This is a genomic window from Rhizobium sp. P1_E1, assembly GCF_056406015.1.
This window is the reverse complement of the sequence record NZ_JBFUAY010000040.1, coordinates 36688-51587: the sequence shown is the minus strand read 5'-3', so window position 1 is coordinate 51587 and position 14900 is coordinate 36688. Positions and strand designations below refer to the sequence as shown.

General features: G+C 60.7%; 13 protein-coding genes and 1 pseudogene. 6 read left to right on the top strand and 8 right to left on the bottom strand.

Translation table 11 applies throughout. The annotated features are described in order from the left end of the window. The first annotated feature begins 154 nt into the window (after window positions 1–154). Window positions 155–1648, top strand: coding sequence for a right-handed parallel beta-helix repeat-containing protein (locus tag AC1D1Z_RS15985; protein WP_130748004.1), 1494 nt, complete (start codon window positions 155–157; stop codon window positions 1646–1648). A gap of 66 nt (window positions 1649–1714) precedes the next feature. Here AC1D1Z_RS15985 and AC1D1Z_RS15980 read toward each other — a convergent pair whose 3' ends face one another. The 3 genes from AC1D1Z_RS15980 to AC1D1Z_RS15970 all read right to left on the bottom strand — a co-directional run bounded on the left by AC1D1Z_RS15980 (window position 1715) and on the right by AC1D1Z_RS15970 (window position 3322). Beyond that, window positions 1715–1996 (bottom strand): nodulation protein, encoded by a 282-nt coding sequence (locus tag AC1D1Z_RS15980; RefSeq protein WP_130652649.1) that lies wholly within the window; start codon window positions 1994–1996, stop codon window positions 1715–1717. 136 nt (window positions 1997–2132) lie between these two features. Next, window positions 2133–2777, bottom strand: a complete 645-nt coding sequence (locus AC1D1Z_RS15975; protein ID WP_130652648.1) for an NrsF family protein — start codon at window positions 2775–2777, stop codon at window positions 2133–2135. Continuing rightward, window positions 2774–3322, bottom strand: coding sequence for a sigma-70 family RNA polymerase sigma factor (locus AC1D1Z_RS15970; protein WP_113543616.1), 549 nt, complete (start codon window positions 3320–3322; stop codon window positions 2774–2776). The genes AC1D1Z_RS15975 and AC1D1Z_RS15970 overlap by 4 nt, the downstream gene beginning before the upstream one ends. 235 nt (window positions 3323–3557) lie before the next feature. Here AC1D1Z_RS15970 and AC1D1Z_RS15965 point away from each other — a divergent pair, with 235 nt between their 5' ends. The 3 genes from AC1D1Z_RS15965 to AC1D1Z_RS15955 all read left to right on the top strand — a co-directional run bounded on the left by AC1D1Z_RS15965 (window position 3558) and on the right by AC1D1Z_RS15955 (window position 5529). Further along, the gene (locus AC1D1Z_RS15965; RefSeq protein ID WP_027683989.1) at window positions 3558–3827 is read left to right on the top strand and encodes a pentapeptide MXKDX repeat protein; all 270 of its coding nucleotides are present in this window, start codon (window positions 3558–3560) and stop codon (window positions 3825–3827) included. A gap of 86 nt (window positions 3828–3913) precedes the next feature. After that, complete coding sequence (locus tag AC1D1Z_RS15960) at window positions 3914–4756, top strand: cytochrome b/b6 domain-containing protein (RefSeq protein WP_130652646.1); 843 nt, start codon at window positions 3914–3916, stop codon at window positions 4754–4756. Continuing rightward, on the top strand, window positions 4753–5529 hold the full coding sequence (locus AC1D1Z_RS15955; protein WP_018242599.1) for a molybdopterin-binding protein: 777 nt from the start codon (window positions 4753–4755) through the stop codon (window positions 5527–5529). The genes AC1D1Z_RS15960 and AC1D1Z_RS15955 overlap by 4 nt, the downstream gene beginning before the upstream one ends. Window positions 5530–5537: 8 nt before the next feature. On the opposite strand, the pseudogene AC1D1Z_RS15950 reads toward AC1D1Z_RS15955, so the two are convergent. The 3 genes and pseudogenes from AC1D1Z_RS15950 to AC1D1Z_RS15940 all read right to left on the bottom strand — a co-directional run. Further along, window positions 5538–6050 (bottom strand): annotated as a pseudogene (locus tag AC1D1Z_RS15950) (dioxygenase family protein); the annotation flags it as partial. A gap of 330 nt (window positions 6051–6380) precedes the next feature. Further along, the gene (locus tag AC1D1Z_RS15945; protein ID WP_157213656.1) at window positions 6381–6785 is read right to left on the bottom strand and encodes a cupin domain-containing protein; all 405 of its coding nucleotides are present in this window, start codon (window positions 6783–6785) and stop codon (window positions 6381–6383) included. Window positions 6786–6833: 48 nt separating this feature from the next. Beyond that, window positions 6834–7589: an SDR family oxidoreductase gene (locus AC1D1Z_RS15940; protein WP_130652645.1), complete on the bottom strand. Its 756-nt coding sequence runs from the start codon at window positions 7587–7589 to the stop codon at window positions 6834–6836. Window positions 7590–8122: 533 nt separating this feature from the next. Here AC1D1Z_RS15940 and AC1D1Z_RS15935 point away from each other — a divergent pair. After that, window positions 8123–9706, top strand: coding sequence for a Na+/H+ antiporter (locus AC1D1Z_RS15935; protein WP_113543578.1), 1584 nt, complete (start codon window positions 8123–8125; stop codon window positions 9704–9706). A gap of 96 nt (window positions 9707–9802) precedes the next feature. Here the strand turns inward: AC1D1Z_RS15935 and AC1D1Z_RS15930 are convergent, their stop codons facing one another. Beyond that, window positions 9803–11704 (bottom strand): potassium transporter Kup, encoded by a 1902-nt coding sequence (locus AC1D1Z_RS15930; RefSeq protein WP_130652644.1) that lies wholly within the window; start codon window positions 11702–11704, stop codon window positions 9803–9805. A 327-nt stretch (window positions 11705–12031) separates the two neighbouring features. Here AC1D1Z_RS15930 and tyrS point away from each other — a divergent pair, with 327 nt between their 5' ends. Beyond that, complete coding sequence (gene tyrS, locus AC1D1Z_RS15925) at window positions 12032–13309, top strand: tyrosine--tRNA ligase (protein WP_130652643.1); 1278 nt, start codon at window positions 12032–12034, stop codon at window positions 13307–13309. 190 nt (window positions 13310–13499) lie between these two features. Here the strand turns inward: tyrS and AC1D1Z_RS15920 are convergent, their stop codons facing one another. Further along, a complete protein-coding gene (locus AC1D1Z_RS15920; RefSeq protein ID WP_065277439.1) occupies window positions 13500–14816 on the bottom strand; it encodes an MFS transporter in 1317 nt (438 codons plus the stop codon). Window positions 14817–14900 lie beyond the last annotated feature (84 nt).

Below are 14900 nucleotides of genomic sequence, written 5' to 3'. Positions count from 1 at the left end.
GCGTTTCTCGGGACCAAGGCAGGCCCACAGGGTCTGCCAACCGCCGTGAAGGCAATACCGAAGGCCCTCTTGATGGCCTTTAACCCCGACCGCATCCGATCCACGCGTTGCAGCCGATGCAGACGGCTGCGCGGCAATTCGAGAACAAGGCGATATGACAATCTATTATGTGAATCCGGCGATAGGCTCCAACGGCAACAGCGGAACGAGCGAGGACACGCCGTTTTCGTCGTTCTGGGCGGTGGAAAACTTGAAGCTGCAGCCGGGCGACAGCGTGCTGCTCGCCGCCGGAAGCGTGTTCAACGACCAGCTCGATCTGAAATATTCCGGCACAGTGAGTGCCCCGATCACCATCGGCAGCTACGGGGTCGGCGATGCGCCAGTCATCCATAGCCCTGGCGATGGTATTCACAGCCTTTATGCATCGAACATCGTCATCGAGAATATCAAGATCTCGGACACCGGCGGGGCAGCCATCTATGGCGGATATGTTTCGAACTGGACCGTGCGCAATGTTGAGGTCGATCATACCGGCTTGGCAGGCAAGGCCGGTTCGATCACCTTCCGGACCGGCTCGAACATCACCATCGAAAACAGCACGATCAACGACGTGAACGGCGACGGCGTCTGGATCGAGAAGATCAACGGCGTCAATTTTCTCAACAACACCGTCACGAACAGCCATGGCACCACGGCAGATGCCGTCCAGATGAACGACAGCAGCAATATCCTGATCAGCGGGAATTATATCGACCAGACGGGTGCTGCCAGTCCAAAAGGCGACATCACGCTCATCCGGGCGGTGAATGCCGTGGTCGAGGATAATATGCTGGTCGGCGGCGGCTTCGGGGTCAGCGCGCAGGCGGGCACGAACATCGCCATCCACGACAACGATATCTCCGGATATGGCGGTTACAGCTGGTCCTACGCCATCGGCCTTGGCGACACGGGCGACACGCGGGACTACGATATATCAGGCAACTATATCCATGATGGCGTATGGGGCGTGGCGATCAGCGCTGTCGGCACCCCCACTTACGTTCGCGAAGATATCGATATTCACAACAACGTCTTCGACGACCTGTCACAGGCGGCGCTGAAGGTCGACAGGCCGGCAACCGGCTCGTTTCACGACAATGTCATCGCCAGCGATGTCACGCCCTACAGCATCTCCCCCACCATCATCGCCGCGAACACCTTTCCCGTCAGCAACAACACGACGCTCGACGAGGCCCAGGCGACGATGCTTGCGAGCAGCGATAGTCTCGCGGTCGGCGATGTGACGCACACGGACACGGCGCCTGCGCTTGTCGCAACCCATGACAGCCTGAAAATCTCGTCCGATCTGGACGCCGCCCATTACGGCAATCTCCTCGAAAACGACAGCTCGGCCAACGGAACCCTGCTGCTTCGCCGCTTCGATGGCGAATTCGTCGACAAGGACGGTGTGACGCTGACCGGCAAATACGGCACTATCCATGTCGACAGTGACGGCGATTACACCTATACGGTCGATGCGGCGAAGCTCGCCGGGCTCAGCGGAGACGTGAGCGACACCTTCCACTACAAGATCTCCGATGGGACTTCGTTGCATTTTGACACGGATACTTTGAGCGTCTCCATCCATGTGAATGACTGGCTGAGCTGATAGGGATGCTGGCAGCAAATGGCGTTGCATCATCGCGGCGGCAGTCCGCCCAGCACCTGCGAAGTCTCATTGATCGCCGAGCAGGATCCTGATGACGTCGGCTTCGATTTCCGCGCAGATGATCTCGTATTCGGTGATGATTGCGGGATCGGCCGATCTATCCCGGCGCATGCGATCGAGGACGGCACAGGCTTCGCCATAGGTGCCGCATAATTCGTAAAAATGGGGCTGGCTCGCCGCGGCCACTCTGATCGTTCCCCGCGTCGCAGGCAGCCTCATCATCAGCCTGGCCAGCCCCTGTTCCGCGGTTTGCCGGGTGATATGGGCTACGCTTTCTTTCCTGACCATGCCATCATTCCTCGCTGCCTGTGTTTTCGTATCCAGGGGGTACGCAGTACTCGTCCCCGGAGTAGTACGCAGGAATGTTGCATCTGGTTTCATGCCGGATGAAGGATTGTCGACGCTGCGCCGCAAGCAGCCGGTGCTACCAGCGCAGGAGGCGGGGGCCGAGCAGCGCGCCGATCGCACCGGTCAGGAGGATGCCGAGCGAATACCAGAGGGTGACGAAGGGCAGGCCGTTTTCCGTGCAGAACCAGGAATAGACCCAGGCGCCGGATGCGCCGGCGGCAATGCCGGCGATGAAGCCTGTCACCCCGAGGTTGTTCGGCGCGCCGCCACGCAGCACCCAGGTATTTGCGATCAGGATCGGCATGGCAAAGGCAAAGATCAGCAGCGGGCAATGCAGGGCCGAGGAGCCGAGCACCAGCACGGGGTAGCTTGCGGCCGGCGACAAAGCGAGCTGGATGACCGCCATGACGGCGAGGGCGAGTACGATAGCCGCGGCAACCCCGAAAAAGCGGCCTTCCGAGCCATCCGGCCGGTATAGGCGATAAACGGCTGCGAAGGCGGCGATTGCGAGCAGGGCGTTGTAGGCGGACTTGATCCAGAAGACCGGCAGCATCAGCGCCTGCGCCATGTCGGTGCGAAGGCCGACGACGACCAGCATAAGCAGCAGCGAGATTGCCAGAGCAGGCAGGATGGCGAGCGCGAAGCGGCGTTCGAGTGCATGCCTCGGCACCGGCTTCAGATCCCGGACAAGGCTGTCGATCACGTCCTCAGTCTCTCTCACATTCCACCTCGCAATCTTGCCGCCAGCGCCTTGATGCCTCTGTGAACGCCGACCTTGACCGCCGATTCCGACTGTCCGGTGCGGCTTGCCGTATCGGCCACCGACTGCCCCTCGAGCTTGACCTGACGGATCAGATCCTGCTGGTGCTGCGGCAGGCCGCTCAACAGCCGTTCGACATCCATGCGCGCTGCAATCGCATCCTCCCTGAAATCGTCTTCGATCTCCTCGTCCAGCTCCATTTCCGCCTTGTACCGGCCGCCATGCTTTCGGTGGTGGTCGATCAGCTTGTAACGGGCAATCGAGAAGAACCACGCGGTGAACGGCCGCTCCCTGTCATAGGTCGCCCGGCGCGAATGCAGCGCCAGCAACGTCTCCTGCACGAGATCTTCCGTGTCGGATTTCGCGGCAGTGCCGATACGTCCGCCGTAATAACCGACGAGCAGGGCCCGCAACGTCACGAGCAGACGTCGATAGGCCGCCTCGTCCCCGTCAAGGGAAAGAAGCATCAGCATCTTCAGTGCTTGTTCCGAATGGGCGCTCGTCATGTCGTCTGCAATGTCATTCGCGTGGATGACGCTTTGGTTACAGGTCGATTCAAAAATCTTCCGGCGGCAATTCAAAGTGTACAGCGTCCTTTGCGCGTCTCTAAAAGACGCGCGGCCCTGTAGCGCTATCACATAAGCGTGAGGGCTGTAACCGCCTTCGCAAGGGGATCGAATTCAGGACTGTGAGCCGTCGGCGGGTGCTGGCGGATATGTCAATCGATCCGAGGAGACCCTCATGACCAAGATCCTTTCCAGCCTTGCCGCCTGCACCTTCGTCATCGGCCTGTCGCTCGCCGGCGTCGCCAACGCCCAAAGCAGCGATGCCATGAAGAAAGACAGCATGAAGACCGACACGATGTCGAAGGATGCGATGTCGAAGGATGCGATGAAGAAGGACACGATGGCGACCGGCAGCACCAAGGCCGACTGCATGCACAATGCCGGCATGGAGAAGGACACCATGAAGAAGGACACGATGATGAAGGCCTGCGACACGATGAAGTAAGCTTTGGCCGCGGCCGCTGAAACTATTTGGCCGGCGGCCGCGTCTTTTCTCGCGAAGACCTTTTACGCCGATCCGGAGGAATTACGATGGCCACGACCGATGCCGGCATGGCGAGCGGACGCACGCTCTTCTACCGCCATGGCCTGCTGGTGCGCCTGTCGCACTGGGTGAATGTGTTGTGCATGACGGTGCTGCTGTTCAGCGGCCTGCAGATCTTCAACGCCCATCCGGCCCTTTATTGGGGCCAGTATGGCGCTGATGACGATCCGTCCTTCATTTCCATGGAGGCGAAGCAAGAGGGCGATGCGCTGAAGGGAGTGACGCGCGTCGGCGCATTCGCTTTTACAACGACCGGCGTTCTCGGAGTTTCGAACGTCGACGGCGACGCTACTGTGCGCGGTTTTCCGAACTGGCTGACTTTGCCAAGTTACCAGGATCTAGCATCGGGCCGGCGCTGGCATTTCTTCTTTGCTTGGCTGTTCGTCATCAACGGCTTCATCTATCTCGCTTACGGTTTTGTCAGCCGGCATTTCCGCCGCGATCTGCTGCCGGCGGCCGAAGAACTGAAGCCTTCGCATCTCGGCCGTGAGATCGTCAGTCACGCCCGGCTGCGCTTTCCCAAGGGGGCCGAGGCACGCCACTACAATACGCTGCAGAAACTCGCCTATGTCGCCGTGATCTTCGTGCTGCTGCCGTTGATGATCGGGACCGGGCTTACCATGTCGCCAGGCTTCAATGCGGTTGCGCCCTGGCTGCTCGATCTGTTCGGCGGCCGGCAATCGGCCCGCACGCTGCATTTCCTGACCGCCTTCTCGCTCGTTGCCTTCGTCGCGGTGCATGTGGCGATGGTGATGGTTTCGGGCGTGTTCAATAATCTGCGCTCGATGATCACCGGTTATTACGACATCGGGCAGGGAAGAAAGTCATGAGCCGCATCATCACCAGACGTCGCTTCCTGATCGGCGCGAGCATGACGGCATCGGCGCTGGGGCTTGCCGGCTGCGACGCCCTCGTCGAAAGCGATCGGACGAAATCGGTGCTCAAGATCGCCGAAGGCTTCAGCATGAAGACGCAGCGCTTCCTGCTCGGTGACGACGCACTCGCCCGCGAATTCACGGAAGCCGATATCTCGCCGACCTTCCGCGCCAATGGCACGAGCATGCCTGATAATACCCGGTATATCGACTGGATGAACCAGCGGTTTTCAAGCTGGAAGCTCGAGGTCGGCGGGCTGGTCGACAAGCCGATGCAGCTGTCGCTGGCGGAGCTGAAAGCCCTGCCGGCGCGCACGCAGATCACCAGGCATGACTGCGTCGAAGGCTGGAGCGCGATCGGCAAATGGACCGGCGTGCCGCTCGGCGCGCTGCTGCAGTCGGCGGGTCTGAAACCTGAGGCCCGCTACATCGTCTTCCACTGCGCCGACGAATACGAAAAGACGCTGGATGGCAGTGGCTGGTACTACGAAAGCATTGATCTCGTCGATGCGTTCCACCCCCAGACGATCCTTGCCCACACCATGAACGGCCGCGATCTCGAAGTCGCCCATGGTGCGCCGCTCCGACTCCGGGTCGAACGCCAACTCGGCTACAAGCAGGCAAAATACCTGACCGGCATCGAAGCTGTCGCCGATCTCGGCCAGCTTTACGGCGGCAATGGCGGCTTCTGGGAGGATCGCGGTTATGAATGGTATGCGGGCATATAGGCGGCGTGCCCGGGATAGGCCGTCAGGAAGCTTGCCTGCCCGTTTTCATCCGTCAGCTGGCGGCCGCGAAAGGCAAGCCCGCTGATCGCCTCGGCATCGCCAAGTGTACACATCTGCGCAGCCTCGCGGCCGGAATAGATGCCACGGTGATCGGTATGCCAGATTTCGATATCGGCATTTTCGACCGGCCGGCAATCGGCGGCGTGGACGATCCGAACGGCCAGCCGCAAGGGTAGCCCGGTCTTTCCTTCCGAGACGTCCTGACGGGTCGGAATATTGTTGACATGGCAGGGGCCGAGGGTCTGGGCGACGGTCACGACGCAATTCGGACTGCTGCGGAAGAGCGGCGCGGGCAGCTTTTCCACGGCGATCGACTTTGTGCCGCCGCTTAGAAAATCCGTTCCCTTCCAATCGAATGTCCTGGCGGCAACAGTGATATGCCGCCGTGGCCAGATTGCCGCCGCAGCCACGGATGATGCCACGATAGCCGCACCTCCAAGCACAAGGGTTCGCCTTTTCATCTGTCTTCCTTTGCCTCAAGACGCAGGATTTAAGGAGGGTAGACCAGAAATTCCAATTAAACCTGAGCAGAAAAGCTTTATGCCTGTCAGCTCAGCGAGTTTGTCCATGAGCTGGTCCTGGAAGGCCGGGTCCAGAACGTCGGCGGCGGGCCTGTGCCGTTCGCGGTGATACCAGTAGCCACCGGTTCTGGTGGCGGTATTACGTCATCCTCGGCCTTGCGCCTGACATTTTGCTGCGCGGTCTGCAGATGCTCGGGACCAGCCCGAGCATGACGAAAGAGGAGTTGGTCGCCTCAGGGACGCACGGGTTCGCCGCTGTTCTACGGAATGTCACTTCACCGGCATGACAACCGGAGCGTCCTTCTTCTTCAGCAGCACGACGATGAACTTCGCCGGTTTGGACTTGCTCGCATTGCGGCTGACCAGGTGAATGTCGGAAGGACCTTCGTAAAAGGTCTCTCCCGGCGACAAGGTGACTTCCTTTTCGCCCTTGACCTGCATCACGATCGAGCCCTCCAGAACGTAGACGAATGCATTCGCCTCATGTTTGTGAATAGGCGAGGAACCTCCCGGCCCATACTCGACCGATATCATCAGCCCTTCCTTGCCGGGATAATTCGGAAGGTCCTTTTTCATGAGCGGTGTGACGGCAGCGCCGTCTTCGGCGGCAACCGCCAAAGTGCCAAAAAGGCAAACCGTGGCCGACACGCATAGCGATAACAAAGCTGAATTCATTGTCGTAATCCCTCTGCTTGTTGAATGCCGATGTGGATTTGCCTGGACTTACGTCGGCCGTTGGGACTGTCGAAACCAATCCGCAAAGTCGATCTTGCCGAGCCTCGCGCCCTCGCCGGGCACAAGCGAGCGATCGTCCAGTTCAGACCCGAAGTAGCGCGCATGAGCGTCTGCCTGGACTCTCCTCGGATCGTTGATGGCCTTCAGATACCGGGCAACGATCTCGTGCATGTGACCGCGCTCGGGACCGGCAATCTCGATCGTGCCGTTAAGCGGCTTTGAAAGCGCGACATCCGCCATCGCATCGGCAACGTCATCCGATGCGATGGGCTGGAAAGCTGCGGGAGAAAGACGAGCGACGGTGCCGACGGTCGCTTCATCAGCGATGCCCTTCAGGAATTCGAGGAACTGCGTCGAATGGACGATCGTGTAGGGGATCGGCGATGACTTGATGAGTTTCTCCTGGGCGAGTTTGGCACGGAAGTAGCCGTTCTCAGGCAGGCGCTCCGTTCCGACGATGGAGAGCGCAATATGGTGCTTGACGCCGGCCGTGGCTTCCGCGGCGAGCAGATTGCGGCTCGAGGTTTCGAAAAATTCGAGAACCGCCTTGTCCTCCCACGATGGAGAGTTTGCAAGGTCGACGACGACATCGGCGCCGGCCAGCGCTTGCGCCAGGCCCTCGCCGGTGATGGTGTTGACGCCGGTGCTTGGCGAGACGGCCAGCACCTCGTGGCCTTTAGCGCGCAGACGCGCCGCGGTCTTGGACCCGATGAGCCCGGTGCCGCCGATAAGAACGATTTTCATGACGAACCTCCCTGTTGACGCCCCTTCGGGCCAGATGTCTCAGATCTAGATCACGCAAGTCGGAATGAGCCGCGAAAGACGTTTGAGGCTGGACAAGTCGAAGTCGCCGTATGTCGTCGCCATGGCGGAGGTCATCCGAGACCGAACCTGGCATCGCGGTGCCGGGCAGAATCCTCCTTAATGCGATCAGGCGCAACTCAAATGGCGAGGGCGCGGAGATTCAGCGTCGCCACGTGACATGCGCCGGGCGGGTCATTGAGGTGAGGGCGGTTCCAAGCAAGCTCAATACGGCTAGCCCTCAAGGAAATCGCTAGGTGCAGACCCAGCGTTGATAACACAAAGCGAAAATTGTCTCCGGCTGCCTCTGGAGCAGCCGTTGCCAGGCCGGCGGTGTTTGCAGCGCCAAGCGTCTATTCAGATGTGCAAGGACGCTGTAACACTTTGAATTGCTGCATTCTTCCCTAGATCGATTTCGATTTAAGGAAGAATGCAGCAGGCATCCAAGATTCGTTTGCGAGCCGGGGCAGAGGCATATGGAACCAACCCACTTATTCGAGCTCGTCATCGCGATGTTTCTTGCGATCATCGCGCTGCACTATGCGGCCCACAGGCTCGGATTGCCGCCGTCCGTCGCGTTGCTGACGGGTGGTGCTTCGCTGGCGTTTGTGCCGGGGCTGCCGGCGATATCAATTGATCCCGGGCTGGTGCTGGTCATCTTCCTGCCGCCGCTGTTGATGGATGGCGCCTGGTCCATTGCCGCCGGGCGGTTGCGGCGGCATGTGATCGGCATCGCCTCGCTTGCCGTCGGCGCGGTGTTCTTCACCTGCGCGGTCGTCGCCGTTGTGGCCCACCTCATCTTTCCGTCGCTTCCCTGGGCGGCGTGCGCTGCCCTTGGCGCGATCGTTGCGCCGCCTGATGCGGTTGCGGCGCGCGCTGTGCTGCAGCGGGTCAGGCTGCCGCGGCGGCTTCAGATTCTGCTGGAAGGCGAGAGCTTGCTCAACGATGCGAGCGGACTGGTTCTCTTCCGCTTTGCCGTTGCCGCTGCCGCAACGGGCGCCTTCAGCGCGGGGGAGGCGGCCGGCAGCTTCCTCGTGCTGGCGCTCGGCGGCGCCGTCGTCGGCATCGTTGTGGGAACGGCATGGTACAAACTCGTCCGGCGTCTCGGCGACGAATATCTCATCATCGCAGCCTCGGTGCTGCTCGGCTGGATTGCCTATCTGCTCGGCGAGCAGCTGCATGTTTCCGGCGTCATCGCCACGGTTACCGCCGGCCTGATCATGAGCTGGCACCAGCACACCGTGCTTTCAGCCGCAATGCGCATGCGCGGCATCTCGTTCTGGACGGTGATGATCTTCCTGATGGAAGCGGCGGTGTTCATCCTGATCGGGCTGTCGCTCCGGGATGTCGTCGAACGCGGCGGCGGCTTTGCCACCGTGATCGCGACCATGGGATTGCCGATGCTGGCGATCCTCGTGGCGCTCGTGCTCGCTCGTTTTGCCTGGGTCTTCGCCGCCGATTTCGTCATCAGGTTATGCACTGCCCTGGGGTTCACACGCGCCGCGCCGCTCGGCGTCGGCGGCGCCACCGTTCTCAGCTGGGCGGGCGTGCGCGGCGTGGTGACGCTTGCTTTGGCGCTGAGCTTGCCGGAGGGATTTCCGGGCCGGGACTTCATCCTCGTGACGGCCTTCGCCGTCATTCTCGGAACCGTGCTCATACAGGGCACGACATTGGGGCGGGTGATTGCCTGGGCGCGGCTGGTGGAGCCGGAGTCGGAAAGAGCGCGCCTGACAATGAGCCAGGCCGAAGCCGCCATGGCGCAGGCGCAGTTCGGGATCGTCCAGAGCCTGGCATATGATGCGGAGGGGAAACTCATCCATCCGCAATTGCTGGAGCGCTACCAGCGCCGGGCCACGTCGATCGTCGACTATGCCGAGAGAACCGAGCACTACGTACCGATGCTGCATGCGCACTTCGACGTAGTTCTCGAAGCAGTTGCCACGGGACGCCGGGAACTCATCCGCCTCCACCGCGCCGGCGAGATCGATGATGAGACGTTGCGCGAGCTGGAACGGGATCTCGATCTCGAGGAATTGAGCGCGATCTCGGCCAAAGCCTGATGTTCAGCGCCTCGCGCTTTCGACATCTTCGTCAACGCATTGCGATACCGGGGCTGATACCGGCGCGATCCTGATGTCGCCGAGCGGCGTCCTGACCTAAATGGCGATCTGTTCGCCGAGTTCGACGACGCGGTTGGACGGCAAGTTGAAATAGTCGGAAGGATCAATCGCCAAGCCTTCCAGCGCCATGAATATGCGCTCCTGCCAGGCGGGCAGCCCGGTGTTCGGCGTCCTGACGAGATTTCGGCGGCCGAGATAGAAGGAGGTCCTCATGATCTCGAACTTGAAGCCGCCCTCGCGGCAGAGAGCCAGCGCCCTGGTGACATCAGGGTCGTCCATGAAGCCGAAGGTGATGTCGAGGCGGACGAAACGCGGCGAAAGCTGGCTGATCTTGATGCGGCGGCTGTCGGGGACATAAGGTTCGTCCTCGGTCCACACGGTCAGGATGACGTTCTGTTCGTGAAGCACGTGGTTGTGCTTGAGATTGTGGAGCAGCACGTTCGGCGTCCGGTCCGGAACGCTGGTCAGGAACACTGCCGTTCCCGGAACGGTGACCGGCGAATGGTCCGACTTTCGCTCGATCGACCTGATGAAGGAATCGAGCGGGATCTCGTTGTTGGCTCGCAGCCTCTTCAGATAGGCCTGGCCTCGGGTCCATGTCCACATCAGGATCATGATTGCCAGCGCAAGGGCGACCGGAACCCAGCCGCCATCGTAGATCTTCAGCAGATTGGCCGCCAGGAACATGACTTCGATGGTGAAGAGCGGCAGCAGCCAGGCGGCGGCGAGCACGAGGGAGTAGCCCCAGACGACCCGAAGGAACTGGAAGACCAGCATGGTCGAGATGACCATGGTTCCAGTCACGGAGATGCCATAGGCGGTCGCCAGCGACTCGGAGTCGCCGAAGGAAAAGATCAGCATCAGCACGCCGACCAGCAGGAGAAGATTGACGGCCGGCACGTAGATCTGGCCGGTGTTGGTCTCCGACGTGAACTTGATCCTGAGCCTCGGCAGGAAGCCGAGGTGAACCGCCGAGCGGGACAGCGAAAATGCGCCTGTTATCACCGCCTGGCTGGCGATGATCGTCGCCATCGTCGCCAGAAGAACCATCGGCGGCAAGGCCCAGTCGGGATACATCAGAAAGAACGGGTTGCCGGCCGTTTCGGGATGGGCGAGAACCAGCGCACCTTGCCCGAGGTAGTTCAGCAACAATGCGGGAAAGACGAGTACGAACCATGCCATCTGGATCGGGCGGCGTCCGAAATGCCCGAGATCGGCATAGAGCGCCTCGGCACCCGTCACCGTCAGAAAAACGGCGCCGAGCACGATGAGGCCGACGCTGCCGGCATGGGTGAGGAACAGGAATGCATTGGCCGGATTGAGCGCGGCCAGAATCCTCCAGTCGTCGCCGATATGGATGAGGCCGCCGGCCGCCATGGCCAGAAACCACAACACCGTGATCGGCCCGAAAAGCCTGGAGACGGCGGCTGTTCCCCTCGACTGGACGGCAAAGAGGACGACCATGATCGCTGCCGACGCAAGCGGGACGTATTCGGCAAAGGCGGGTGTGATCAATTTCAGGCCCTCGAGCGCCGACATGACCGACAAAGCAGGCGTGATCATCGCATCGCCGATGAAGAGGGCAGCGCCGATCAGGCCGGCGAAGAAGAGCACCGGCACGTTTCGTCCCATCTTCTTCATCAGGAGGGCAAGGAGCGAAAGCGCGCCGCCTTCGCCGTCATTGTCCGCCCTGAGAAGGAAGAGCACATATTTGAAGGTCACGATGATCGTCAGCGTCCAGACCATCAGCGAAATCAGACCGATGACCTCGGTCTCATGCACGCCATCGGCGGCAAAGGGCCTCAACGCCTCGCGAAAGGCATAGAGCGGGCTAGTGCCGATATCGCCATAGACGACGCCGACCGCGCCGATGACCAGTCCGACAAAGCCCTTCCGGCCGACGCCATCCCCCGTCTTATCCATATGCGTCGACGTCATCGTTCCCCGCTCATGCCACTTGCCTATGAGAACAAACATATGCCGCATTGCAGAACGGCAAGCAAATTGATGCGGGTGCGAGTATTTTTGTGGGGGGCGGATGGGGGGATGGGAGCGTTGCGATCCGTTCAATGTCGTCAGTTCGCATCCCCTTGCGATCGCGCTGTCGCATGGTAAAAAGGATGCATGACCTGCGCCCTGAATCTTTCGAGCTTCTATTACACGCTGCTCCCATAGAGCGGCGCAAGGTCATATTCCTGACACTCGAGACGCCGCACGGTCGGCGGCACGTGTGTCAACAGTAGGTCTCCGGCCTGATCGGCCCAAATGGAGACCCTCGTGATACTATCCTCTCGGCCCGCCGGACCTAGATCCGACTTTCTTCGCACTTTGAGCGAGCGCGGCTTCCTGCATCAATGCACCGACTTGGAAGCACTCGACAGCTGGCTTTGTTCAGGAGCCGGCACAGCCTATAACGGCTTCGATCTCACCGCCGACAGCCTTCATGTCGGGCATCTCATTCCGATCATGATGCTGCGGTGGTTCCAGAAGACCGGCAACAAACCCATTGCGTTGCTCGGCGGTGCGACAAGCCGCCTGGGCGATCCGAGCTTCCGCGACACGTCGCGTCCCTTTCTCAGCGAAGAGCAGATCACGAAAAACCTGATCGGCATCCGGCGTGTCTTCGAGCGGTTCCTCGCTTTCGGGGACGGTCCGACAGATGCTGTCATGGTCAACAATGCCGACTGGTTGGGCGGGCTCAACTATCTCGATTTCCTGCGCGATATCGGGCCGCATTTTTCAGTCAACCGGATGCTTACATCGGAGAGTGTGCGCCAACGGTTGGAACGGGAGCAATCGCTGACATTACTGGAATTCAACTACATGGTCATGCAGGCCTACGACTTTCATGTCCTCGCAGAAAGCCGCGGCTGCCTGCTTCAACTTGGTGGCTCCGACCAGTGGGGCAATATCGTCAGCGGCGTCGAATTTGGACGGCGGATTGGCGGACGCGCCCTGTTTGGATTGACTGCCCCGCTGCTGACGACGTCGTCGGGCGCGAAGATGGGCAAGAGCGTTTCGGGGGCGGTTTGGCTAAACGCAGACCGGTTGTCGCCCTATGAGTTCTGGCAATTCTGGAGAAACACCGGGGATGCGGATGTGGGTCGTTTTCTCAGGCTGTTCACCGAGTTACCCTTAGGTGAAATTGCACGCCTCGATGTGCTTCGGGATTCCGAGATCAACGAAGCGAAAAAGATCCTTGCCGACCAAATCACCAGCCTCTGCCACGGGGCAGATGCGGCAGCGCAAGCTTCCGAAACCTCCCGGCGCGCCTTCGAGGCGGGCGAGGTGCCAGCCGGTCTCCCGACGGTTAGGCTGCCGGATAGCCTTCGCGGCAATTTTCCGCTTGTCGAAGCCATGGTTGTTGCCGGGCTCGCCAAGTCGAAAAGCGAAGCACGGCGGTTGATCGTCGGCGGCGGGGTTCGGGTGAACGGTGGCGGTGTAAACGACGAGGCAATGCGGCTTTGCGACTCCGACATCCAGGACGGCGTGATCCGGCTATCAATTGGCAAGAAGCGACACGTCCTCCTTCAGTCGGTTTAGTGTGGTGTCTTCAACTCGGGGAGCGGGCCAAGTCGACCACTTCGTCGCGCTCCCCATTGTTACAAGCTTGATGTGGCAAGCGGTCTTCATGCAACGAGAAAGAAATGTCCAGCAGCAGGACACCTGAGACGTGGGGCGTTCATTATTTCGGAGAACGCCCTCTTCACCCGGACGACCACGAACCGTCTGTTCAAACCGCTCCAGGCTGTTTCACCACTTCGTAGCGAGCCCGGCTCAGGCTGACCAGGCTCGCTATTGCTGCGCAGCCGCCCGCGGTGACGACCGCAAATTCGAGCGCGTTCGACAACGGCAATGTTGCGAAGATGATCGACATGCAGATCCCACCCAGGGTTTGGCCGAGAAGCCGCGCGGTGCCCTGCATGGCGCCGGCGGCGCCGCTTCTGGCTTTCGGTGCCGACAGAAGGAGAATTCGGTTGTTCGGCGTCTGGAACAGTCCGAAACCGAGGCCGGCGATCACAGTACCGACGAGAAACGCGATACCTCTCGGGTCGGGCGGGGTGAATCCGACCATCAGTAGGCCCAGGGCGAGCAGCGCGCCGCCGATGGCGCAAAGCCATGCCGTCTTGACGCGGTTTGCCAAACGTCCCGAAATGGGCGCGATGATCGCGGTCGCGGCAGGCCAGGGCATCATGTATAGACCGGCCAAAACCGGCGTCATGTGCAACGTGTGTTGAAGGTAAAAGGGTAGCGCGATGTAGCTCAGCATCTGGCCGCAGAAGCACGATATCGAGGCGATGATCGCCACGCGGAATGCTGGTTCCGCCAGCAGGTCCGTGGGAACGATTGGTGCGTCACTGTTCCGTTCAAGGCGCAGCAGGACGAAAAGGCAGGCCAGCGAGGCGGCGATGAGGACGGCACCGCTTATCGGCGCGATCGCTATCCGTTCGGCGCCGCAGAAGAAAAGGATGAACATCAGCGTGTTGGCCAGCATCACTTTTGCGTTCAGCTTTCGCTTTGCGCCCTGAATTTGCCCGAGCAGACCGCCGCCGAGCAGAACGATGGCGCCGAGTGGTATATTGACTGCAAACAGCCAAGGCCAGGTCGTGACGGAAAGGATGGCGCCGGCAATGCCGGGGCCGGCAGCGGAAGAAATGGCGATGACCATGGCGTTGATGCCTATGATCGGACCCAGCATGTGCTGCGGGACGGCCGAGCGCAGGTTCATCATGGCAAGCGCCATGATCGCGCCACCTCCCAAGCCCTGCGCGAAACGAGCAAGGATCAGTAAGGGAAGGTCGCCCGCGAAGGCGCAGGCTGCGGAAGCCGCGGTGAACAGCGCGACGCCGATCAGGAAGACCCGCCGCGCGCCGTAGATTTCACCCAGCGCACCACATGGAAGAATGGCAACAAGCACGGCCAGCTGATAGGCCGAGACGACCCATACGGTGTTACCCGCCTCCGCGTGCAGTGAGACCGCGATCGAGGGTAAGGCGACATTGGCAATGGCTCCGTCCAAAACGACAAGAACAAGCGTAAGGAGCAACATGGCAATAGCCAGGTACCGTCGAGGCGACGCCAGGCCGTCTTGAGAAATTGGTGCGGTGTAGGTGAGGGACATGAGAACTCCTCG